18 protein-coding genes are annotated in these 22,024 nt (G+C 64.8%); 13 read left to right on the top strand and 5 right to left on the bottom strand.

All coding sequences use genetic code 11. The features are described from left to right. Positions 1–13 precede the first annotated feature (13 nt). Positions 14–1,402: an aminotransferase-like domain-containing protein gene (locus GDH07_RS18315; protein WP_152898458.1), complete on the bottom strand. Its 1,389-nt coding sequence runs from the start codon at positions 1,400–1,402 to the stop codon at positions 14–16. Positions 1,403–1,717: 315 nt separating this feature from the next. On the opposite strand from GDH07_RS18315, the gene GDH07_RS18310 reads away from it, so the two are divergent. The 6 genes from GDH07_RS18310 to GDH07_RS18285 all read left to right on the top strand — a co-directional run bounded on the left by GDH07_RS18310 (position 1,718) and on the right by GDH07_RS18285 (position 8,832). After that, positions 1,718–2,920, top strand: coding sequence for a benzoate/H(+) symporter BenE family transporter (locus tag GDH07_RS18310; protein ID WP_085595069.1), 1,203 nt, complete (start codon positions 1,718–1,720; stop codon positions 2,918–2,920). A 220-nt stretch (positions 2,921–3,140) separates the two neighbouring features. After that, positions 3,141–4,496 carry a carbohydrate porin gene (locus GDH07_RS18305; RefSeq protein WP_053131733.1) on the top strand — a complete coding sequence of 452 codons (1,356 nt, stop codon included), beginning with the start codon at positions 3,141–3,143 and terminating at the stop codon, positions 4,494–4,496. 118 nt (positions 4,497–4,614) lie between these two features. Next, positions 4,615–7,035 carry a glucose/quinate/shikimate family membrane-bound PQQ-dependent dehydrogenase gene (locus GDH07_RS18300; protein ID WP_152898457.1) on the top strand — a complete coding sequence of 807 codons (2,421 nt, stop codon included), beginning with the start codon at positions 4,615–4,617 and terminating at the stop codon, positions 7,033–7,035. A gap of 317 nt (positions 7,036–7,352) precedes the next feature. After that, positions 7,353–7,613, top strand: a complete 261-nt coding sequence (locus tag GDH07_RS18295) for a hypothetical protein (RefSeq protein WP_022640657.1) — start codon at positions 7,353–7,355, stop codon at positions 7,611–7,613. A 176-nt stretch (positions 7,614–7,789) separates the two neighbouring features. After that, positions 7,790–8,083, top strand: a complete 294-nt coding sequence (locus GDH07_RS18290) for a hypothetical protein (RefSeq protein ID WP_022640658.1) — start codon at positions 7,790–7,792, stop codon at positions 8,081–8,083. A 101-nt stretch (positions 8,084–8,184) separates the two neighbouring features. Then, positions 8,185–8,832, top strand: a complete 648-nt coding sequence (locus tag GDH07_RS18285) for a carboxypeptidase-like regulatory domain-containing protein (protein WP_152898456.1) — start codon at positions 8,185–8,187, stop codon at positions 8,830–8,832. A gap of 6 nt (positions 8,833–8,838) precedes the next feature. Here GDH07_RS18285 and GDH07_RS18280 read toward each other — a convergent pair whose 3' ends face one another. Beyond that, entirely contained in the window at positions 8,839–10,467 is a 1,629-nt protein-coding gene (locus GDH07_RS18280) for a hybrid sensor histidine kinase/response regulator (protein ID WP_152898455.1), read from the bottom strand. Between the two features lie 141 nt (positions 10,468–10,608). Between GDH07_RS18280 and GDH07_RS18275 the strand changes: the two genes are divergently transcribed. Together GDH07_RS18275 and GDH07_RS18270 are read left to right on the top strand one after the other, a co-directional pair. Further along, positions 10,609–11,226 carry a LuxR C-terminal-related transcriptional regulator gene (locus GDH07_RS18275; protein ID WP_022640661.1) on the top strand — a complete coding sequence of 206 codons (618 nt, stop codon included), beginning with the start codon at positions 10,609–10,611 and terminating at the stop codon, positions 11,224–11,226. 59 nt (positions 11,227–11,285) lie between these two features. After that, the gene (locus tag GDH07_RS18270) at positions 11,286–11,717 is read left to right on the top strand and encodes a hypothetical protein (RefSeq protein WP_053131741.1); all 432 of its coding nucleotides are present in this window, start codon (positions 11,286–11,288) and stop codon (positions 11,715–11,717) included. A 36-nt stretch (positions 11,718–11,753) separates the two neighbouring features. On the opposite strand, the gene GDH07_RS18265 is transcribed toward GDH07_RS18270, so the two are convergent. Beyond that, positions 11,754–14,096, bottom strand: a complete 2,343-nt coding sequence (locus GDH07_RS18265) for a putative bifunctional diguanylate cyclase/phosphodiesterase (protein ID WP_031320427.1) — start codon at positions 14,094–14,096, stop codon at positions 11,754–11,756. A gap of 457 nt (positions 14,097–14,553) precedes the next feature. On the opposite strand from GDH07_RS18265, the gene lon reads away from it, so the two are divergent. From lon to cmoB, 5 genes are all read left to right on the top strand, one after another. After that, positions 14,554–16,974 (top strand): endopeptidase La, encoded by a 2,421-nt coding sequence (lon, locus tag GDH07_RS18260; protein WP_152898454.1) that lies wholly within the window; start codon positions 14,554–14,556, stop codon positions 16,972–16,974. A 178-nt stretch (positions 16,975–17,152) separates the two neighbouring features. Next, the gene (locus tag GDH07_RS18255) at positions 17,153–17,545 is read left to right on the top strand and encodes a protease inhibitor I42 family protein (protein ID WP_022640665.1); all 393 of its coding nucleotides are present in this window, start codon (positions 17,153–17,155) and stop codon (positions 17,543–17,545) included. A 1-nt stretch (position 17,546) separates the two neighbouring features. Next, entirely contained in the window at positions 17,547–18,182 is a 636-nt protein-coding gene (locus GDH07_RS18250; RefSeq protein ID WP_031320428.1) for a lysoplasmalogenase, read from the top strand. Positions 18,183–18,292: 110 nt separating this feature from the next. After that, positions 18,293–19,036: a carboxy-S-adenosyl-L-methionine synthase CmoA gene (gene cmoA, locus GDH07_RS18245; protein ID WP_022640667.1), complete on the top strand. Its 744-nt coding sequence runs from the start codon at positions 18,293–18,295 to the stop codon at positions 19,034–19,036. Beyond that, the gene (cmoB, locus tag GDH07_RS18240; protein WP_152898453.1) at positions 19,033–19,989 is read left to right on the top strand and encodes a tRNA 5-methoxyuridine(34)/uridine 5-oxyacetic acid(34) synthase CmoB; all 957 of its coding nucleotides are present in this window, start codon (positions 19,033–19,035) and stop codon (positions 19,987–19,989) included. The genes cmoA and cmoB overlap by 4 nt, the downstream gene beginning before the upstream one ends. A gap of 126 nt (positions 19,990–20,115) precedes the next feature. Here cmoB and tadA read toward each other — a convergent pair whose 3' ends face one another. After that, positions 20,116–20,610, bottom strand: coding sequence for a tRNA adenosine(34) deaminase TadA (gene tadA, locus GDH07_RS18235; protein ID WP_053131743.1), 495 nt, complete (start codon positions 20,608–20,610; stop codon positions 20,116–20,118). Beyond that, positions 20,610–21,992: a multicopper oxidase family protein gene (locus GDH07_RS18230; RefSeq protein WP_068584812.1), complete on the bottom strand. Its 1,383-nt coding sequence runs from the start codon at positions 21,990–21,992 to the stop codon at positions 20,610–20,612. The genes tadA and GDH07_RS18230 overlap by 1 nt, the downstream gene beginning before the upstream one ends. Positions 21,993–22,024: the final 32 nt, after the last annotated feature.

Here is a 22,024-nt window from a genome sequence, read left to right as displayed (position 1 = left end):
CCCCGCTCGGCGCTCAGCGATAGCGCCGCGGGTCGGTGTCGATCAGGCTGGCCAGTTGGGTCAGGGCAAAGCGCAACTCGTCGCGGGTGGTGGGCGACATCAGCACCACTCGCACCTGGCGGCAGCTGGCATCGCGCTCCACCTGGAACTGCGTGCCGCTCATCACCAGCACGCCATTGGCCCGGGCCAGGGTGGCGAACTCATCGGCGGTCCAGGGCTGCGGCAAGGTCAACCACAGGTGGTAGCTGTGGGGCTGGGTCCGGAACTCGAAACCGGCGAACACTTCCCGGGCAATCGCCTGGCGCGCCGCCGCCTCGCTGCGCTGGGTCTCTACCAGCTTGCGGTCCAGCCCCTCGACCAGCACATTGCTGGCCAGTTGCGCGGTCAGCGGCGAGGGCATCCACACGCTGCTGCGGACCATCGCGCTCAAGCGCGACAGCAGCTTGGGCGGGCTGTACAGGTAGCCGACCCGCAGGGCCGGCATGATCGCCTTGGACAGGCTGGTGAGGTACACCGAACGCTCCGGCGCATAGGCCGATAGCGGCTTGATCTGCGGATCGGTGGCGAGAAAACCGTAGATATCGTCGTCGACCAGCAGGAAATCGAACTCTTCGGCCAGTGCCGCAATCTGTGCCCGACGCCCCGGCGACATGATCGCCGTGGTGGGGTTCTGGCAACTGGCGACACACACCAGCAACGCCGGTTTCTCCCGCAGGCACTGCTCGCGCAGGGCTTCGGGCAGTATCCCCTCCTCGTCCATGGCCACGCCCCGCAAGCGCCGCTCCAGACCATGGGCCACCGAGATGATGCCCGGGTAAGCCAGGGACTCGCAGAGCACCAGGTCACCGGCATTGCTCAAGGCGCTGATGGCGACCATCAGCCCGTGCTGCGCGCCGGAGGTGATCACCACTTGTTGCCACTGGGCCTCGGGCAGCGAATGCCGCAACCACTGTGCCCCCGCCTCGCGGTGGGCCGGATGGCCGCCATCGGGGGCATAGTCCAGGGCCCGACCGAAATCGCTGCTGCGGGCCATGCCCACCAGGGCGCCGCGCAGCCAGTATTCCAGGGTTTCGCTGTAGGGCTTGATCAGCGACAGGTCCAGGGCCTCGGACTGGCCCAAGGCCAACGACGGCCCGGCTGCGCCCTCCGCCAACGCCAACGGCGCGCGCCCCAGCACGTAGGTACCACGCCCCACCTCGCCCTGCACCAGGCCGCGGCGCTGGGCTTCACCGTAAGCCCGATTGATGGTGCCGGGGGTAACGTTCAGGGTCACCGCCAGCTCGCGCAGGGTCGGCAGGCGCTCACCATCCTTGAGCAGGCCACTGCCGATATCCCGCTGCAGGGCATCGGCGATGGACAGGTAGACCGGCTGGTTGAAGTCGCTTAACTGGGGAACCCACATGGAGGCTGGTGACCATCGGCTGCATTGAAATGCGGCGCAGCATAGCACAGGGCCGCCGCCCACTCGTCCATCGAATCAATCGGAAAATTGATTCAATCACCAGGCCAGATTTCGCCCGGATGATTTTTTACCAAATGTACTTCAACCAACAAAATCATTAATAAACAGTTACTTACAATAAATAATCAGCATTCAATGCTCCTCGCCAAGCCATTGATTGCACCAATACAATTGAATCGATTCAATTCTCTGAAATACACTGAAACACGCTCCTTTCGATCGACTCAATCATCCACCCCCACCAGTCGAGATGCCATGCACAACCTCAGCAAGGACCTGTCCCTCTCCGCCGTGGTCGCCGGCTTGATCGCCGTGATCATTTCCTACGCCGGCCCCCTGATCATCGTGTTCCAGGCTGCCCGCGAGGCCCATATGCCCGATGACCAGGTGTCCTCCTGGATCTGGGCCATATCCATCGGCAGCGGCCTTACCGGCCTGCTGCTCAGCTGGCGCTTGAAGGTGCCGGTAATCACCGCCTGGTCCACCCCCGGTGCCGCGCTGCTGGTCTCGATGCTGCCGACGGTATCGCTGCCCCAGGCCATTGGCGCGTACATCGTCGCCGCGCTGATCATCGCCGTGCTCGGCCTCAGCGGCGCCTTCGACAAGCTCATGGCCCGCCTGCCCAAGGCCATCGCCGCCGCCATGCTGGCGGGCATCCTGTTTCGCTTCGGCGCAGGCCTGTTCACCTCGCTCAGCCTGCAACCGGTGCTGGTGCTGGCGATGCTCGCCACCTATCTGCTGGGCAAGCGCTGGTCGCCGCGCTACGCCATCCCCGCCGTGTTGCTGGTGGGCTGCTGCGTGGCCGCAGCCCTGGGCGAATTCAACCTGGGGGCCATCACCCTGGCCGTGGCCGAGCCGATCTTCATCGCCCCACAGTGGAATTGGCAGGCCATCGTCAATATCGGCCTGCCCCTGGCCCTGGTGACCCTCACCGGGCAATACGTGCCGGGCATGGCAGTCATGCGCAGTTCCGGCTATACCACCCCGGCCCGCTCGATCGTGTCCTGGACCGCCATCACCTCGGCGCTGCTGGCCCCCTTCGGCGCGCACGGCATCAACCTGGCCGCTATCACCGCGGCGATCTGCACCGGCCGCGAAGCCCATGAAGAGCCCAATAAGCGCTACATCGCCGGAATCGCCTGCGGCTTGTTCTACCTGCTCATGGGAGTGTTCGGCGCCACCCTGGCCTCGGTCTTCGGTGCCCTGCCCAAGGAGCTGATCGCCGCCCTGGCCGGCCTCGCCCTGTTCGGCGCCATCAGCACCGGCCTGAGCGGCGCCATGGCCGACGACCAGCAACGTGAAGCGGCGCTGATCACCTTCCTGGTCACCGCCTCGGGCATGAGCTTCCTGGGCCTGGCCGCGGCATTCTGGGGCTTGATCTTCGGCCTGGTGGCGTACTTCGTCCTCGGTCATACCCGGCACAAGGCTGCCGTGGCGCAACCGTCTCCATCACGCTGAGCGGCAAAACCCGAACGACTGTTACCGAATCCGAAACGGTTCATGTCGATAAAAGCGCTTTCTCTTGCCGAGAGGGCGCTTTATTCTTCGCACCCGAAGCTGAAACGCTTCACTTTCCTTTTGAAAACAGCGGCCTGGCGCCCTCGACCGACAGCGGTCAAGGTCGCATGCCCTGCCCTTGTTTTGCCTATTCCTAGAAAAAGACCTTATTCGAATGCCTATGCCTCTTTCTCAGCGCGCAAAAGATAGCGCTGTCCTGACGCCAGCTGCCTTCCTCGGCGCCCTGGGTTTTGCCGCTTGCGCCCAAGCCACGCCGGCCTTCGACAGCGACTCACCCTGGATGCTCGGCGACTGGAACGGCACCCGCACGGAACTGGCCAGGCAGGGCTACGACTTCAAGATCGACTACGTCGGCGAGATGGGTGCCAACCTGCGCGGCGGCTACGACCATGACCGCACCGCACGCTACAGCGACCAGTTCGCCTTCGGCAGCCACCTGGACCTGCAGAAGATCCTCGGCTGGGACGATGCCGAGTTCCAGCTGACAGTGACCAAGCGCAATGGCGACAACATCAGCAACGACCGGATCAACGACCCACGGGTCGGCGGGTTCACCTCGGCCCAGGAAGTCTGGGGTCGCGGCCAGACCTGGCGCCTGACCCAGATGTGGTACCAGCAGAAGTTCTTCGACCAGAAGCTGGACATCAAGGCCGGTCGCTTCGGCCAGGGCGAAGACTTCAACAGCTTCCCCTGCGACTTCCAGAACCTGGCGTTCTGCGGCTCGCAAGTCGGCAACTGGGCCGGCAGCGTCTGGTACAACTGGCCGGTCAGCCAATGGGCCCTGCGCATCAAGTACCACCTGACCCCAGAGCTCTATGCCCAGGTCGGCGCCTACGAGCAGAACCCTTCGAACCTGGACCGCGACAACGGCTTCAAGCTCAGCGGCAGCGGCACCCAGGGCACCTTGCTGCCGGTGGAGCTGGTCTGGACTCCACGGCTCAATGGCCTGCCCGGGGAATACCGCGCCGGCTACTACTACAGCAGCGCCAAGGCCACCGACGCCTATAAAGACCGCAATGGCCAGCCCGCCGCGCTGACCGGTGAGGCCTACCGCAGCAGTTCGAGCAAGCACGGCCTGTGGCTGGGCGTGCAACAGCAGGTCACCAGCCTGGCCAGCGACCAGTCCCGGGGCCTGAGCCTGTTCGCCAACGTCACCGCCCATGACAAGAAGACCAACGCCATCGACAACTACGTCCAGGCTGGCCTGGTCTACAAGGGCCCGTTCGACGCCCGGGCCAAGGACGACATCGGCTTCGCCCTGGCCCGGGTCCATGTCAACCCGGCCTACCGCAAGAACGCCCAGGCCAGCAACCAGGCCCGCGCGCTGTACGACTACGACAACCCCGGCTACCTGCCGCCCCAGGACACCGAGTACAGCGCCGAGCTGTACTACGGCGTGCACCTGGCCAACTGGCTGACCGTGCGCCCCAACCTGCAATACATCCGCCATCCCGGCGGTGTGAACCAGGTGGACGACGCGCTGATCGGCGGCATCAAGCTGCAGAGTTCGTTCTGAGGCTCGCCGGCAAAAAAAGCCGGCGCCATCCACTTTCCTGCTGAACCAAGCCCGCGCCTGAACGTCATCTACAGTGAACAAGCGCGGGTACATTCTTAACGTCACGGAGAACCACACTATGAGCACAGAGGGCGCTTCGAGCCCGAGCCGCTTGCTACCAAGCCTGCTCGGGATCTTGCTGCTGCTAATGGGCCTGGCCTTGCTGGCCGGGGGGATCAAGCTGAGCATGCTCGGCGGCTCGCTGTACTACGTCCTGGCCGGTATCGGCCTGACACTGACCGGCCTGCTGTTGCTGGCCGGCAAACGCGCGGCACTGGGCCTGTATGCGCTGGTGCTGTTCGCCAGCACCATCTGGTCGCTGTGGGAAATCGGCCTGGACTGGTGGCAACTGGTACCGCGCCTATCGCTGTGGTTCGCCCTGGGCGTGGTCTTGCTGCTGCCCTGGTTCCGTCGCCCACTGCTGCGTGATGGCCCGGCCCCCATGGGCACCGCCGCCCTGAGCGTGGCCGTGGTCCTGGCTGGTGGCGCCGCCATCGGCAGCCAGTTCACCAACCCCGGGGAAATCTCCGGCGACCTGGGCCGCGACAGCGCGGACATGACCAGCACCGCCCCGACCATGCCCGAAGGCGACTGGCAGGCCTATGGCCGTACCGAATTCGGTGACCGCTACTCGCCGCTCAAGCAGATCACTCCGGCCAACCTGGGCAAGCTGCAGGAAGCCTGGCGTATCCGCACCGGCGACATGCCGACCGCCAAGGACCCGGTGGAAATCACCAACCAGAACACCCCGCTCAAGGCCAACGGCATGCTCTATGCCTGCACCGCCCACAGCAAGGTACTGGCGCTGGACCCGGATACCGGCAAGGAAATCTGGCGTTTCGACCCGCAGATCCAAGGCCCCAACGGTGACGACTTCCGTGGCTGGGCCCACATGACCTGCCGTGGCGTGTCGTACTACGACGAAGCCAACTACCAGAACTCCGACGCCATCAGCCATCCGGCGACCCTGTCCCCTGCCGGCCAGGCCATCGCCGCCAGCTGCCCGCGCCGCCTGTTCCTGCCGACCGCCGATGCGCGCCTGATCGCCATCAACGCCGACACCGGCAAGGTCTGCGAAGACTTCGGCAACAAGGGCGCCGTGGACCTCAAGGCCGGCATCGGCTCGTTCACTCCAGGTGGCTACTACTCCACCTCGCCGGCGGCCATCACCCGCAACCTGGTGATCATCGGCGGTCATGTGACCGATAACGAGTCGACCAACGAGCCGTCCGGGGTGATCCGTGCCTTCGACGTGCACGACGGCCACCTGGTCTGGAACTGGGATTCGGGCAACCCCGACGAAACCACGCCGCTGCCGGAAGGCAAGACCTACACCCGCAACTCGCCGAACATGTGGTCCCTGGCCAGCGTCGACGAGAAACTGGGCCTGGTCTACCTGCCACTGGGCAACCAGATGCCCGACCAATGGGGCGGCAACCGCAGCGCGGGCGCCGAGAAATTCAGCGCCGGCACCGTGGCCCTGGATATCGATACCGGCAAGCTGCGCTGGAACTACCAGTTCACCCACCACGACCTGTGGGACATGGACGTGGGCAGCCAGCCAACCCTGCTGGACATGAAGACCGCGGACGGCGTCAAGCCGGCGCTGATCCAGCCGACCAAGCAAGGCAGCCTGTATGTGCTGGACCGTCGCGATGGCACCCCGATCGTGCCGATCCGCGAGATCCCCGCCCCGACCGGAGCCGTGGAAGGCGACCACACCGCACCGACCCAGGCCCGTTCGGACCTGAACCTGCTGAACCCGCCACTGGACGAAAAAGCCATGTGGGGCGCCACTCCGTTCGACCAGATGCTGTGCCGCATCCAGTTCAAGGAGCTGCGCTACGACGGCCAGTACACCCCGCCATCGGTGCAGGGCAGCCTGGTCTATCCGGGTAACGTCGGCGTGTTCAACTGGGGCAGCGTATCGCTGGATCCGGTACGCCAGCTGCTGTTCACCAGCCCGAACTACATGGCCTTCGTGTCCAAGCTGGTACCGCGCGCCGAAGTGGCCGCCGGCAGCAAGCGCGAAAGCGAGACCTCGGGCGTGCAACCCAACACCGGTGCTCCTTATGCGGTGATCATGCATCCGTTCATGTCGCCGCTCGGCGTGCCTTGCCAGGCTCCGGCCTGGGGCTACGTGGCCGGTATCGACCTGACCACCAACAAGGTGGTGTGGAAGCACAAGAACGGCACCAGCCGTGACAGCTCGCCGATCCCGATCGGCCTGCCGATGGGCGTACCGAGCATGGGTGGTTCCATGGTCACCGCCGGCGGCGTGGGCTTCCTCAGCGGTACCCTGGACCAGTACATCCGCGGCTATGACGTGAAGAACGGCAAGGAGCTGTGGAAATCCCGCCTGCCAGCTGGCGGCCAGGCCACGCCGATGAGCTACACCGGCAAGGATGGCAAGCAGTACGTGCTGGTGGTCGTGGGCGGCCACGGCTCACTGGGCACCAAGATGGGCGACTACATCATTGCCTACAAACTGTCGGAATAAACCCCGATAGCGACTGAAAAAGGCGGCTACCTGCGGGTAGCCGCCTTTTTTGTGCCCGCCCTCACACGCCTTCGTGTAACGGCTGCCGCAGGCTAGGTACGGCCGCGCAGCGGACGCGGATCCAGGAAGGCCCTACGGGCCTTGGCGCAGCTTCCCAGGCTCGGCAGCGGCTACAGCCATGGGTTTTGAAAAGTCCTACAGCTCACAGAGAACAACATCACCTTGTTCGCTACGACCGTCTGCCTTTAAGGTCCGCAAGATCACCGGGCAGGCCCCAGGCAATGGACGACGACACCGCACATCCCCCAAGGCGCTTCATGCCCCTCACCAGCAACGACTACGATATCCCCGCCCTGCTGGTGGACACCCAGGCCCCGCTGGATGCGCTGCACGAAGCGGCCATCCACCGTATCCGCGCCGCGACCCAGCTGCTGGAAAGCATCGCCAGCCAGGACCACCTCGGCGGCAATCCACAATTGCTCCAGGACTTCGCCCAACTGTGCGTCATCCCCTTGCGTGATGGCTGCGACTTGCTGGATGTATTGGGCCGCCGCCTGCAGGAACAACTGGCCGATTGACCCTGCCAACCTGCGTAATTGCAAAGGGACACTAGCCCATCTGTGCTAATCGACCCTCCCCGTCCCCCGACGCTATAGTTTTGGCCAACCACCTCGTTCCCACCAACACCGCAGTCCTGCGGTGCGGGGGACGGCTGCGCCGTGGAAAGAAACTACAACACCAAGGAAGCGTCATCATGAAACTCCATCCCAACGCCCGTTCCTTCACCCTGCTCAGCGGCCTGGTGGTCGCGCTCGCCGGCTGTGCCGTCGCCAGCCCCAGCAACGACGACCTGAAGAACCGCGCCCAGCTCACCATTGGCAAGAACGTGACCAGCGTCTCGAACGTGCGTAACGACAATACCCAGACCTACTTCACCGCCAACACCAGCGCCGGTGGCTACAACTGCGTGCTGCCCTCCGGCGGCATGATTGCCTTTGCCAGCATGGGTGGCCTGGTCTCGATGCCCGCTGAGTGCAACAAGGAATAAAGCGGCCATCCCGAAAACTCGCGACGAATCACCGCACCTGCCCGACGCAGGGCGGTGCCGCGCGAACGCGCTACTTCCCTGCATACAAAGGTCCCGCCGTCATGACATCCCGCCTATTCATGGTCTCAGGTACAGTGCTGCTCGCCTGTGCCTTGAGCGCCTGCGCCCCGCGCCAGGGACGAACCCTGGACGAATACCCGCTGGTGAAGGTCCCCAGCGTGCAATACCCCGACGTTCCCTTCGACACCCAGGCCGCACGTGCGGCCCTGCAACCGGGCACGGCAACCCTCACCGGCAAGTTCTGCATCGTCGGCAACGATGGCATCGAGAGCAGCCGCAACGTCGAGATCTATCTGTATCCAGTCACCCCGCACTTGCAGGCCTGGCACAAGTTGCGCTCATCCCAGCCCGAAGGCGCACCGGTGAGCATGCTCCCCGAGGCCGTGGCCGTGCACCGGGTGACCCGGACCAACGACGACGGCATCTTCCAGTTCACCGGCCTGCAACCAGGCCGATACTTCGTCCAGGGTCAGGACATGGTGTACGGCACCAGCCGCTGGAACGAGTACGTGGGCACCGGCCAGAGCAACACCAACTACGGGCCGGTGACCACCCACTACTACACCGAGCGCAGCTCGATCTCTTCGTACTCGGGCATGCTGGATGACTTCGTCGAACTCGCCAGCGGCGACAACAAGAAGCTGACCATGACCAACTACCCCCTGCTCATCCCGTGCCGGACCTGGTAGCGTCCGCTACGCCCCAACTTGGTGAACCAGCGCTACTGGCGTCTCGCGCAAGGCACGCAAGGTAGCCCGCAACTCCACCGGCCGCACCGGCTTGGACAGGATGGCGATGTTGCGATCGTGCAGCGCGGCATAGATCTTCTCGATGTCGTGGCCGGTGATGATCAGCGCCGGCACTTCCCAGCCCCGTTGCTGGCGTATGTGGTCGATGCACTCGATGCCCGAGACCCGGGTGCCCAGGTCATAGTCGGCGACGATGATGTCGCAGTCGGTGACCAGGTCCTGCGCCGACGCCTCGGCCTGGACCACGCAGCCCCAACGCTCCAGTAGCGCCGAGGTGGCCAGCAGCACGTTGCGGTCATCCTCCACCAGGCATACCCGCAAACCGCTCAGCAGGCCGTTCTGCAACGCCTCGTCGTGGCGCCGCAACTGCTGCGGCGCGGCCGGTTGCAGGCCAGCCAGGGTCACGCTGGTGCCGTGGTCGACCCGCGAGCGCAAGCGCACTTCCAGGTCCACCAGCTGCCCCAGGCGCTTGACGATGGACAACCCCAGGCCCACGCCCTCGACATCCTTGTCGCGCAATTGGCGGACCCGGTAGAACTCTTCGAAGATCCGCGGCAGGTGCTCTTCGGCGATACCGCGCCCACGGTCATGGATCTCGATGGCCAGGCCCTGGCCACGGCGGCGCACGCCAATCAGCACGGGCCCCTGCGGCGCATACTTGAAGCAGTTGGACAGGACGTTCTGCACCATGGTCGCCAGCAACCCGGGGTCGATGCGTACCCAGTGGTTGCAGGGCCGCAGCCGCAGCTCGACCCCGGCCCAGCGCGCCGCCTCGGCGTTCTGCCGGATCAGGTCGCGCAGCAACTGTCCCAGGTGCACGGTTTCGTACTTGGGTTGCACGCGCCCGTTGTCCAGGGTGTAGAGGTCGAGGATCGAGCGGAACAACTGCGACACGTTGAGCAGCGAACGGTCGATGTTGTCCACCAGCCGCCGCTCATCCTGGCCCAGGTCGGCCTCGCGCAGACAGGCGGTGAACAGGCCTATGGAGTGGATCGGCTGGCGCAGGTCATGGCTGGCCTGGGCCAAAAAGCGCGATTTCTCCAGGTTGGCGGCGATGGCTTGCTCGGAGGCCAGCCGGGTGCGCTTGAGCAGGATATGGGCATAGATCGGGATCACCGTGCTGGTGACCATCAGCATCAGCACCATGTAGGGCTGGCTCTGCCAGTACGGGGTCAGCAGGTAGACCATGAACAACGCGAACAACGCCAGGACGGTGGCGATGGCCAGGTAGCGCGAGCCGAAGCGCATGCCATTGCCCAGGTTGACCCAGACCATCACCGCATAGATGGGCAGCGCGCCCTCGCCGCCCATCACCAGGCCGAAGCAGGTGCCGGTGTAGTCGTAGATGATCCCCAGTATCCGCCGGGCCGGGTAGTGGCCCGGCCAGCGGGCGATGGCCAGGCGCAGCCCGATGGAAACCAGGGTGAAGACGATGATGTAGATGATCACCGGCAAATAGGTGTCGAAATCCTGCCCCGGCAGGCAACTGGTGATGATCACGTAAACCAGCGCACAACTGGCGACGATGATGCGCAACGTGGCCTGGTCGAGCTCACTGTCCTTTTCGACTTTCATGCAAACAACTCCTTGTTCGGGACACCGGCACGGTGCCTTGCTGGCAATACGCGGTATCGGACACGACCAGCGGGCAGGTACAGTGCCGGCCTGCCAAGGTAGCATGGCCCCAGGACCGATTGTTTCAAGGAGCTTCAAGACATGACATGCAGGATTATCGTCGCCGACGACCATCCCCTGTTTCGCGAGGGCATGCTGCGCACCGTCCAGCGCCTGCTGCCCGAGGCGGTCCTCGAAGAAGCCGGCGACCTGGCGACCGTGCAGGCCCTGGCCGGCAGTGGCGAGGAGCCCGACTCGCTGATCCTCGACCTGCGCTTTCCCGGGTTGACCTCGGTGAGCATGATCGCCGACCTGCGTCGGCAACTGCCCAGGACCTCGATCATCGTAGTGTCGATGGTCGACAACCAGGACCTGATCAGCGAAGTCATGGCCGCCGGCGCCGACGGTTTCATCGGCAAGAACATCTGCCCAGAGGACATCGCCCAGGCGATCCTCGACATCCGCCAGGGCGAGGTGGTGGTCAAGTACGCACCCTCCGGCCTGCTGCTGCCCCTGGATGCCTGCACCGAACTCAGCGCCCTCACCACCCGCCAGCAAGAAGTGCTGCGCCTGATCGCCCAGGGCAAGACCAACAAGGAAATCGCCCGTGAACTGGACATTTCGCCGTTCACCGTGCGTATCCACGTCTCGTCGCTGCTGCACGCACTGAAGGTGCCCTCCCGGGCCGCGGCGGCAGTGAAGTTCGCCGGGAACGGCTGAACCGCCAACTGTCCTACTGACCCGATGCGCCCAGCCCAGGCGGCTGCGCTGGAGAAGACATGCACACCGCAGTACCCGAAGACATGCTCGAACAACTGCAACGCTGGATCGGCGACAGCGAAGCCGCCAACTGGAACGAATACATCACCGAGCACGTGGCCAAGGGCGTGCTCCAGGCCTTTACTGCAGCGCAATGGCAGCGCCTTGACGCGCTGCTCCTGGACCAGCCCGAATACTGGCAGCAACGTTGCGCCGTCTCCCTCGGGGAGTTGCGCGGCCCGCAGGCCATCGCACTGCTCAAGCGCCTGCTGGTGCAATCGCCTTACCTGGATGTGCGGATCATGGCGATCTATGAACTGGACTGGGCGGAAGTGGCCATCGAACGGCGCTATGCACTGCCGGTTCGCGAGGTCATGGCCCGGCTTCCCGAAGACCAGGTGGAACCCGAGCTGCACAGCCTGCTGGCCAAGGCCGAGGCCGCTAGCTGCTGATCGGCCGGGAACCGGCGGGAAGCGCCGCCATGGCCTTCAACTCGAGACCCGGGCCTTGAGCAACCAGCGCTCGAAGGACTCGGTGGGCAACGGCCGGCTGATCAGGTAGCCCTGCACCGTATCGCAGCCCCAGCCTTCCAGCAGCTTCAGGCAGTGCTCGAACTCCACCCCCTCGGCCACTACCTTGAGCCCCAGCTTGTGGCTCATCTCGATGGTCGAGCGCACGATCACCGCATCGCCGCTGGTCTCATCCAGGTTGCGGATGAACGACTGGTCGATCTTCAGCTCCTGCACTGGCAGGCGCTGCAGTTGCGCCAAGGACGAGTAGCCGGTGCCGAAATCGTCCACCGACAGGCTGATGCCACAGCCACGCAAGCGCTGGAGCACCGCCAGGGATTGTTCCGGGTGGCGCATGATGGCGCTTTCGGTGATCTCGAAGACCAATTGCTCGGCCGCCACCTGATAACGATCCAGGCCTTGGCTGACCCGCTCCACCAGGTCGCTGTCCTCCAGGTCCCGGGCGGAGATGTTCAATGACAGGCGCACCGGCAGGGCGCGGCGGTTCCATTCGGCCAACTGGCGCATGCAGGCCTCGATGACCCAGGTGGTCAGGCTGTGCATGCTGCCGGTACGTTCGGCCAGGGGAATGAATTCCGCCGGCGACACCACGCCGAACACTGGATGTTGCCAGCGCAGCAGGGCTTCGGCCTGGTGCAGGTAATCCCGGCGCAGGTCGAGCTTGGGCTGGAACAGCAGGAACAACTCGCCCTCGGCAGCGGCGCGACGCAGGTCGCGGATCAGGCTGATCTGTCGCTGATGGGCCAGGTCGCGGTCCTGCTGGTAGACCTGCAGGTAACCCGGCTTGAGCGCAGCGTCGTGGCGGGCGATGGCCGCACGGCTGATCAGCTCTTCGGCGGACTGGCCATCGGCCGGGTACACCGCCACGCCCACGCAGATCTGCAAGCGCACTTCATCGCCCTGGATCAACTGCGGCCGGCTGAGCAGGCCATGGAGCCGGTCGGCCATGGCGATGGCGCCAGTGAGCTCGGTGTTCTCCAGCAACAGCAGGAACTCGCTGGTGGTGATGCGTGCCGCCGTGTCGCCCTGGGAGAGGACCTCCCGCAGGCGCCAGCTGAGCTCGCCCATCATCTGCTCCAGGCCTTCGGCCCCGAAGCCTTCGTTGATCGCCCGGTAATTGTCGATCCCCAGGTACAGCAGCACCACGTTGCGCCGCTCGGCAATGGCCTTGCTCAGGCGCTCGATGGCCAGGGCCCGGTTGGGCAGCCCGGTCAGCGGATCGTGCAGGGCGTTGTGGGCCAGTTGTCGCTCGCGGGTGGCGATGGCGCTCTGCATGGCGTTGAAGGCATCGGTCAGCACCCCGAACTCATCGCTGCGCTTGATCGCTACCGGCGCCTGGTAGTTGCCGGAACCTATGCGTCGGGCCGCCTGGGCCAGGTCTTCCAGGGGCCGGGCCACCCAGCGCGCCATCAGCAAGGCACAAAGCAGCGATGCCACCAGCGCCACGCTGGCGATCCACAAGAACTCCCGGTCCAGCGGAGCGAAGGCCTCCAGGGCCTGTTCCATGGGGCTCTGCAAGAGGGCCATGACCCGCGGGTCGCCTTCGCCGCCGGTATTGGCCAATTGCAGCGCCTGGTTGAGAAAGCGCTGGCCATGGAGTTCGCTCAACTGTGGCAACGGCTGCCACAGCGAGTCGCGCAGGATGTTGATGATGGCCGACCAGAGCACCTCCGGCTGGGTGCTGAACAACTCGCCGGAGCGCTGTCCGTCCACTGCCAGGAACGAGACCTCGAGGTTGCTCATCGAGCGCAGTTCCTGGGCGAAGGACTCGTCCATGGGAAAGCCCATGACCACCCGGGCGATCGGCAAGGGCTCGAGCACTTCACCCTGGACCAGCAGGTAGGGCCGGTCCTGGATCGCCACCAGCAGCATGTGGATGTCGTGGCGCAGGGCCCGGCGCAACGCCTGGTCATAAGGGAAGGTCTGGTCGCGACCGATGGCTGGCAGGGTACTGGCGATGACCCGGCCGTCCGGGGACAGGACGAACATCTCGCTGGAGCGAATGCCACCCCGATGCTGGGCCAGGGCCGCAAGGATATCCACCGGCCTGCCGCTGATCACCGCGCGACGAAACTCGGAATCCCCCACCAGCCAGTCGATGCCGTATTGCAGGTTGCGCCCGCGGGAATCCAGCAAGCGCTCGAAGACCCGGGTGCCGGTCTTCAACTGCAACTGCGCCTGGCGCTCCACCGCCTGGGTGGTGGCGGTCTTGACCGCGAAATACACCGCGGCGATCAGCACCAACAGCAGCAGGGCAAGCACCCCGACGATCCTTGCCTGGAAGGTTCGGCGCCACCTCATGAGGGCGCTCTCGACAACTCCGGTTGCCAGCAGGATCCAGGAAACGACAACGCGGCTAGCTGCCGCCGGGCGCTGAAAAATCCGTTCTTCATACCCATCCCTCTGAGAAGCTGAATATGGATGTCAAATAAATGGCGTCTTTGTTCCGATAATCCGGACACTCATGTCAATGCGCAAATCATAGAAGATCGCGCAATGAAACTGGTGAGTTTGAAGTCATTTTATTGACAAGCGATATCGGAAAATTACTTCAAGCTATCTCACCGATTCCACCACAAGGCTAGGAAATTACGCCATGAGCCAGGACAATTCGGGCCTGGAACACTCCATGACCTGACAACCTGCACCGCCAACGCGGGCTGGCACAGCTCGGAAAAAAGCTGTAACCCTTGCCCCATTGAAACCCGCCATGACCCGCCCCATCTAACCCTGCATAGCCCATCGTGCAGGAGCCTCCATGAGCGATCAGCAAGAATTCCCCGAAGATCCGCGTGACTACGTCGATCCGGATGAAACCGAACATCCGGCCGCCCATGGCACCGACCTGGCACTGCCGGGGCAAAGCCTTCCGGACAAGGTCTACATCATCCCGATCCACAACCGGCCGTTCTTCCCGGCCCAGGTGTTGCCGGTCATCGTCAACGAAGAGCCCTGGGCCGAGACCCTGGAGCTGGTGAGCAAATCCGAACATCACTCCCTGGCCCTGTTCTTCATGGATACGCCCCAGGAAGACCCACGGCATTTCGACACGTCGGCGCTGCCGGAGTACGGCACCCTGGTCAAGGTCCACCACGCCAGCCGCGAGAACGGCAAGCTGCAATTCGTCGCCCAGGGCCTGACCCGGGTGCGCGTGCGCACCTGGCTCAAGCACCATCGTCCGCCCTACCTGGTGGAGGTCGAGTACCCGCGCCAGCCCGCCGAGCCCACCGACGAGGTCAAGGCCTACGGCATGGCGCTGATCAACGCGATCAAGGAACTGCTGCCGCTCAACCCGCTGTACAGCGAAGAGCTGAAGAACTACCTCAATCGCTTCAGCCCCAACGACCCGTCGCCACTGACCGACTTCGCCGCCGCCCTGACCTCCGCCACCGGCAACGAGCTGCAGGAAGTGCTCGACTGCGTGCCCATGCTCAAGCGCATGGAGAAAGTCCTGCCGATGCTGCGCAAGGAAGTGGAAGTCGCGCGCTTGCAGAAAGAAATTTCCGCCGAGGTCAACCGCAAGATCGGCGAACATCAGCGCGAGTTCTTCCTCAAGGAACAGCTCAAGGTGATCCAGCAGGAACTGGGGCTGACCAAGGACGATCGCAGCGCCGACCTGGAACAGTTCGAGCAGCGCCTGCAGGGCAAGGTCCTGCCGCCCCAGGCGCAGAAACGCATCACCGAGGAAATGAGCAAGCTGTCGATCCTCGAGACCGGCTCGCCGGAATATGCGGTCACCCGCAACTACCTGGAATGGGCGACCGCGGTGCCTTGGGGCATCTATGGCGAGGACAAGCTCGACCTCAAGCACGCGCGCAAGGTGCTGGACCAGCATCACGCTGGCCTGGACGACATCAAGAACCGCATCCTCGAGTTCCTCGCCGTGGGTGCCTACAAGGGCGAGATCAGCGGTTCCATCGTGCTCCTGGTGGGCCCGCCCGGCGTCGGCAAGACCAGCGTCGGCAAGTCCATCGCCGAGTCCCTGGGCCGACCGTTCTACCGCTTCAGTGTCGGCGGCATGCGTGACGAGGCCGAGATCAAGGGCCACCGCCGCACCTACATCGGCGCCCAGCCGGGCAAGCTGGTACAGGCCCTGAAGGAAGTGGAGGTGATGAACCCGGTGATCATGCTCGACGAGATCGACAAGATGGGCCAAAGCTACCAGGGCGATCCGGCCTCGGCGCTGCTGGAGACCCTCGATCCAGAGCAGAACGTCGACTTCCTCGACCATTACCTGGACCTGCGCATGGACCTGTCCAAGGTCCTGTTCGTGTGCACCGCCAACACCCTGGACGCCATCCCCGGGCCGCTGCTGGACCGCATGGAAGTGATTCGCCTGTCGGGCTACATCACCGAGGAAAAACTCGCCATCGCCAAGCGCCACCTGTGGCCCAAGCAACTGGATAAGGCCGGTGTGGCCAAGACCAGCCTGGGCATCAGCGACAGCGCCCTGCGCACGGTGATCGACGGCTACGCCCGGGAAGCCGGGGTGCGCCAGTTGGAAAAACAACTGGGCAAGCTGGTGCGCAAGGCCGTGGTACGGCTGCTGGACGAACCCGACGCCCGTATCAAGATCGGCCCCAAGGACCTGGAAGCGTCCCTGGGCATGCCGGTGTTCCGCAACGAGCAGGTGCTGAGCGGGGTCGGGGTCATCACCGGGCTGGCCTGGACCAGCATGGGCGGCGCCACCTTGCCCATCGAGGCCACGCGCATCCACACCCACAACCGCGGCTTCAAGCTCACCGGCCAGCTGGGCGATGTGATGAAGGAGTCGGCGGAGATCGCCTACAGCTACGTCAGCTCGCACCTCAAGCAGTTCGGTGGCGATAGCAAGTTCTTCGACGAGGCCTTCGTCCACCTGCACGTACCCGAGGGCGCCACGCCCAAGGATGGCCCCAGCGCCGGGGTGACCATGGCCAGCGCCCTGCTGTCCCTGGCACGTAACCAGCCGCCGAAGAAAGGCGTGGCCATGACCGGCGAGCTGACCCTCACCGGCCACGTGCTGCCCATTGGCGGGGTGCGCGAGAAGGTGATTGCCGCACGCAGGCAGAAAATCCACGAACTGATCCTGCCGGAGCCCAACCGCGGGCACTTCGAGGAACTACCGGACTACCTCAAGGAAGGCATCACCGTGCATTTCGCCAAGCGCTTCTCTGACGTCGCCAAGGTGCTGTTCTAACCCGGGCCCTGCAGGAGCGGGGCTTGCCCGCGACGAAAACGACGCGTGGTACCTCACGTACCGCGTCATCGTTCATCGCGAACACGCTTCGCTCCTGCAACCGCCCAGCCCCGCCACACATTTCTCCATCTTCAGTTATGCTCGCCGTTCGTCGTGAATGATCGGAGCTTCCTGACCCATGCCCGCCAACCGCCTGCTTATCCTGCTCAGCTTTGCCCTGCTGGCCGCCTGCGCCAGCCAACCCAAGCAAAACGTCACCGTGGAAAACCAGAGTGAGTGCCCGCTGCAACTGCACAACGGGCAGAACTTGATCGTCACCCTGCCGAGCAACCCCACCACGGGCTATCGCTGGGCGATCCAGGATTCGGCTGGCGGCATCCTGCGCAAGGTCAGCCCGGAGGTCTACAGCAATCCGGATGACACCGGCCTGGTCGGCAGCGGCGGCTTTTCCACCTGGCGCTTCCAGGCCTTCGCCAACGGCACGGGCCGCCTGCTGCTGACCTACCAGCAGCCCTGGGCGCCGGAGGAAGCGCCGGTCAAGGCCTTCGACTGCTCGATCACGGTCAATTGACATGGGCTGGCTAATCCTTGCGCTGATGGGCGCCGCGACCTTCATCTACGGCACTGCCATACATGCCACCCTGCTCTGCCTGCTGGTCAAGCCCCTGCCGGTGCTGGCCCTGCTGGGCTGGCTGCACGATGCGCCACCGGGGGACTACCGGCGCTGGATCATCATCGGCCTGCTGTTCTCGGTGCTGGGGGACATCCTGCTGGCCTGGCCCATGGACCTGTTCGTGTTCGGCCTGGGCGCCTTCCTGGTGGCCCACCTGGCCTACCTCAAGGCTTATTTGAGCGACTGCCGGCGCCTGGCGCCGCTGCCACTGCTGCTGGCCCTGGCCATCGGCGGGGCGCTGCTGAGCGTGCTGATCGCCCATGGCCTGGGGCCGTTGCTGGTACCGGTGATCGTCTATGCCCTGACCATCAGCGCCATGCTCTGGCGGGCCCTGGCGCGGCTGGGCACGGCGGTGCCCAAGCGCTCGGCGGCCCTGGCCGCGCTCGGTGCCTTGAGTTTCGCCTTCTCCGACAGCCTGATCGGCCTGAGCCGCTTCGTCGGGGCCTTCGATGCCGCGCCCTACCTGATCATCGTTTTCTACTGGCTGGGCCAGTGGGGCATCGCCGCTTCGGCCTTCAGCCAGAAGCCGCGCTAGCCCCGGGATGGGCGACACCCGTTGTCGCCCTCGCTGCTCCAGGCCTTATCGCAGCCGGCCGCAGCGGCTACAATGCCGCCCCTCTTTTTATCGCCATCGCCGGAACCGCCGTGAGCAAAGAACCCGACCGCCTATTCGCCCAGCCCCTGGCCCAGGTGCCCGACTTCGCCTTCAACGAGGACGTGGTGCGGGTCTTCCCGGACATGATCAAGCGCTCGGTACCCGGCTACCCGACCATCGTCGAGAACCTCGGGGTCCTGGCTGCACAGTTCGCCCAGCCCCACAGCGTGCTCTACGACCTCGGGGCGTCCCTCGGGGCGGTGACCCAGGCTTTGCGTCGGCATGTGCGCAGCGATGGCTGCCGGGTGATCGCGGTGGACAACTCGGCGGCCATGGTCGAGCGCTGCCGGGAGTACCTCAACGGCCAGGACTCGATGTTCCAGGAGCTGCTGCCGGTGCAAGTGGTGGAGGGCGATATCCTGGCCCTGGAGTTCCAGCCGGCCTCGGTGGTGGCGATGAACTTCACCTTGCAGTTCATCGCCCCTGAACAGCGCCAGGCCTTGTTGACGCGTATCCGCCAGGCACTGCTGCCCGGCGGCGCACTGATCCTCTCGGAAAAGCTGCGCTTCAACGACGTCCAGGAACATGAGCTGCTCACCGACCTGCACGTCGCCTTCAAGCGCGCCAATGGCTACAGCGAACTGGAGATCGCCCAGAAGCGCAGCGCCATCGAGAACGTCATGAAGCCCGACAGCCTCGAAGAACACCGCGAGCGCCTGCTGGCCGCCGGCTTCTCGAAAGTCGTGCCCTGGTTCCAATGCCTTAATTTCGCTTCGTTGATTGCCCTGCCATGATCGATCTGTCCCCCCTGGCCCGCCATCTGGTGGGCACTCCCCTGGCCGTCTGGGCCCAGGGCCTGCAAGCGCAACTCGATGCCAAGATGGAAAAGGGCCATGGCGACCTGGCCCGCTGGCAGAGTGCGCTGGACGCCCTGCCGGACGTGCGCCCCAGTGAAATCGACTTGCTCAACGGCCTGCTCCTGGACACCGACTGCGACGCCGCGACCTGCGAGCGGATGCGCACTGCCCTGATGGGCCTGAGCCCCTGGCGCAAGGGCCCGTTCGACCTGTTCGGCGTGCATGTGGATACCGAGTGGCGCTCGGACTGGAAATGGTCGCGGGTCGCGCCGCACCTGGACTTGCAGGGCAAGCGCATCCTCGATGTCGGCTGCGGCAACGGCTACTACATGTGGCGCATGCTCGGCGCCGGCGCCGACAGCGTGATCGGCGTCGATCCGAACTGGCTGTTCTTCTGCCAGTTCCAGGCCGTACAACGCTACCTGGAACGACCCAAGGCCTGGCACCTGCCGTTCCCGTTCGAGGACCTGCCGCCGAACCTCGAGGGTTTCGACACCGTGTTCTCCATGGGGGTGTTCTACCACCGCCGCTCGCCCATCGAGCACCTGCTGGCGCTCAAGGACTGCCTGGTCAAGGGTGGTGAACTGGTGCTGGAGACCCTGGTGGTCGAAGGCGACCAGCAGCAGGTACTGGTGCCGGAAGACCGCTACGCACAGATGCGCAACGTGTGGTTCCTGCCGTCGGTACCGGCCCTGGAGCTGTGGCTGCGCCGCGCCGGGTTCAGCGACGTGCGCTGCGTGGATGTCAGCCTGACCAGCGTGCAGGAACAGCGGGCCACCGAGTGGATGAAGTACCAGTCCCTGAGCGACTTCCTCGACCCCGACGACCACAGCAAGACCATCGAAGGCCTGCCGGCGCCGATGCGCGCCGTGATCGTCGCCAGGAAATGAATCCCCCACATCCATAGGATGCGAGGCTGGCCCGCGATAGCGATATCGAACATCAAGCCCGATTCAAGGTGAGCATGCCCGGGCTGGCGTCATCGCGGGCAAGCTTCGCTCCTGCTGGGGTGGCGTTCAATCGCGGCTGGCGCGCCGCGCCTTGAAGAACTCGCTGAGCACCGTGCCACATTCCTCGGCCAGTACCCCGCCCTCGTACAGCACCCGGTGGTTGAGAAACCCCTGGGTGAAGAACTGTCCCTGGCTCTGCACGATGCCCGCCTTGGGCTCCAAAGCGCCGTAGACCACCCGCGCGATGCGCGAATGGACGATCAGCCCGGCGCACATGCTGCAAGGTTCCAGGGTGACGTACAGGGTGCTGCCTGGCAGGCGGTAGTTGCTCACCGCCTGGGCTGCGGCGCGGATGGCCACCATCTCGGCATGGGCGCTGGGGTCGCTGCCGCTGATCGGGCAGTTGTAGCCGCGGCCGATGACCTGCCCATCGAGCACCAGCACCGCGCCCACCGGCACCTCGCCCAGGGTGGCCCCTTGGGCGGCCAGGGCCAGGGCCTCGCGCATGAACTCCTGGTCGCGGCTGCGATCGATGATCGACGCCGGGCGAATCTGGCGCATCACACCACCTCGATCGCGGCCATCAGGCCGGTTTCCATGTGGTCGATCACATGGCAATGGAACATCCAGGTGCCCGGGTTATCGGCCACCAGCGCCACCTGGGCGCGTTCGTTCTTGCCCAGCAGGTAGGTGTCGGTGAACCAGGGCTCGACGATCTTGCGGCGATTGGAAGCGATCACCTTGAAGCTCATACCGTGCAGGTGGATCGGGTGCTGGTACTGGGTCATGTTCTTGAGCTCGAAAATGTAGCTCTTGCCCTTCTTCAAGGTGGCGATCGGGCGATCGGCGCAGGTCTTGTCGGTGATGTCCCAGGCCTGGCCGTTGATCTGCCACAGGCTCGGCGGCTTGCCGTTCTCGGTATTCACCGAGACCTTGCCGGCCCACTCGAAATTGAAGTTGAGCTTCTCGGCCTTTTCCAGGTCCGGTTCGGCGATGGGGTTGGCCGGCAGCGCCTTGGGCCAGTCACCGGGGGCTTCGCTGCTGGCCACCGAGCGCAGGGTGCCCAGACGCACGAAACCATCGCGCAGGGAAATCTCCTCGCCCGCCTCGGGAATGCGGATGGCCAGGCAGATACGCATGCCCGGTCCCAGCCAGTAATCGTCGTCCAACGGGCGCGGGGTGATCGGGTTGCCGTCGAGGGCGTAGATCATCGCCTCGCAGTTGCCCTTGAGGTTCAGGCGATAGGTCCAGGTGTTGTCCAGGTTCAGCAGGCGCACTCGCACCACCTGCCCGGCCGGCAGCTCGGTCACCGCCTCGGCCTGGCCGTTGATGGTGATCAGGCGCCCCGCGGTACCGTTGCGCGCGGCCTCGCGCGGCACGCTGAAGGGCATCCAGGCGCCCTGCTCGTCCACATGCCAGGTCTTCAGGCTCAGGGTGCGCTCATGCTTGAAGCCGGTCGGCTCGCGCTCCTCGACGATCAGCGGGCCCACCAGGCCCCGCCCCAGCTCCTCGGAGCTGCTGACATGGGGGTGGTACCAGTAGCTGCCGGCATCCGGCACGCGGAACTTGTAGTCAAAGAACTCGCCCGGTTTGACCGGCAGTTGCGAGACGTAGGGCACGCCGTCCATTTCCAGCGGCAGGCGGATGCCGTGCCAATGGATGGTGGTTTCCACCGGCAGGTGGTTGATGAAACGCACCCGCAACCAGGTGCCCTGGCGGACCCGCAATTCGGTGCCCGGCGCCGACGGCCCGAAAGCCCAGGCCTGGGTCTTGAAACCCGCTACCAGTTCGACATCCAGCGGAGCGGCGATCAGCTCGTAGTCGTGCCCGGCATTGTCGTCCGCGACCTTGCCCAGCCAGTAACGCGACGCACCGCCGGCGCCCACGCCAACCACCACCAGACCGGCCAGACCACCGAGTATTTGTCGACGGGTAAAGGACATGGACTCAACTACCTCACGTATCTGCCGCGGGC

Origin of the sequence: Pseudomonas piscis (assembly GCF_009380155.1) — a bacterium.
Lineage (GTDB): Bacteria > Pseudomonadota > Gammaproteobacteria > Pseudomonadales > Pseudomonadaceae > Aquipseudomonas > Aquipseudomonas piscis.
Note: the sequence above shows the minus strand (reverse complement) of the source record. Positions and strands in the feature narration are given on the sequence as shown.

Excerpts from the sequence above, each read along its gene's own strand:
- GDH07_RS18275 (WP_022640661.1), top strand. The coding sequence starts at position 10,609 with ATGACATGCAGGATTATCGTCGCCGACGACCATCCCCTGTTTCGCGAG.
- GDH07_RS18300 (WP_152898457.1), top strand. The coding sequence starts at position 4,615 with ATGAGCACAGAGGGCGCTTCGAGCCCGAGCCGCTTGCTACCAAGCCTG.
- tadA (WP_053131743.1), bottom strand. The coding sequence starts at position 20,610 with ATGCGCCAGATTCGCCCGGCGTCGATCATCGATCGCAGCCGCGACCAG.
- GDH07_RS18290 (WP_022640658.1), top strand. The coding sequence starts at position 7,790 with ATGAAACTCCATCCCAACGCCCGTTCCTTCACCCTGCTCAGCGGCCTG.
- GDH07_RS18230 (WP_068584812.1), bottom strand. The coding sequence starts at position 21,992 with ATGTCCTTTACCCGTCGACAAATACTCGGTGGTCTGGCCGGTCTGGTG.
- GDH07_RS18255 (WP_022640665.1), top strand. The coding sequence starts at position 17,153 with ATGCCCGCCAACCGCCTGCTTATCCTGCTCAGCTTTGCCCTGCTGGCC.
- GDH07_RS18270 (WP_053131741.1), top strand. The coding sequence starts at position 11,286 with ATGCACACCGCAGTACCCGAAGACATGCTCGAACAACTGCAACGCTGG.
- GDH07_RS18295 (WP_022640657.1), top strand. The coding sequence starts at position 7,353 with ATGCCCCTCACCAGCAACGACTACGATATCCCCGCCCTGCTGGTGGAC.
- GDH07_RS18305 (WP_053131733.1), top strand. The coding sequence starts at position 3,141 with ATGCCTCTTTCTCAGCGCGCAAAAGATAGCGCTGTCCTGACGCCAGCT.
- cmoB (WP_152898453.1), top strand. The coding sequence starts at position 19,033 with ATGATCGATCTGTCCCCCCTGGCCCGCCATCTGGTGGGCACTCCCCTG.
- GDH07_RS18315 (WP_152898458.1), bottom strand. The coding sequence starts at position 1,402 with ATGTGGGTTCCCCAGTTAAGCGACTTCAACCAGCCGGTCTACCTGTCC.
- lon (WP_152898454.1), top strand. The coding sequence starts at position 14,554 with ATGAGCGATCAGCAAGAATTCCCCGAAGATCCGCGTGACTACGTCGAT.
- GDH07_RS18280 (WP_152898455.1), bottom strand. The coding sequence starts at position 10,467 with ATGAAAGTCGAAAAGGACAGTGAGCTCGACCAGGCCACGTTGCGCATC.
- GDH07_RS18265 (WP_031320427.1), bottom strand. The coding sequence starts at position 14,096 with ATGAGGTGGCGCCGAACCTTCCAGGCAAGGATCGTCGGGGTGCTTGCC.
- GDH07_RS18250 (WP_031320428.1), top strand. The coding sequence starts at position 17,547 with ATGGGCTGGCTAATCCTTGCGCTGATGGGCGCCGCGACCTTCATCTAC.
- GDH07_RS18310 (WP_085595069.1), top strand. The coding sequence starts at position 1,718 with ATGCACAACCTCAGCAAGGACCTGTCCCTCTCCGCCGTGGTCGCCGGC.
- GDH07_RS18285 (WP_152898456.1), top strand. The coding sequence starts at position 8,185 with ATGACATCCCGCCTATTCATGGTCTCAGGTACAGTGCTGCTCGCCTGT.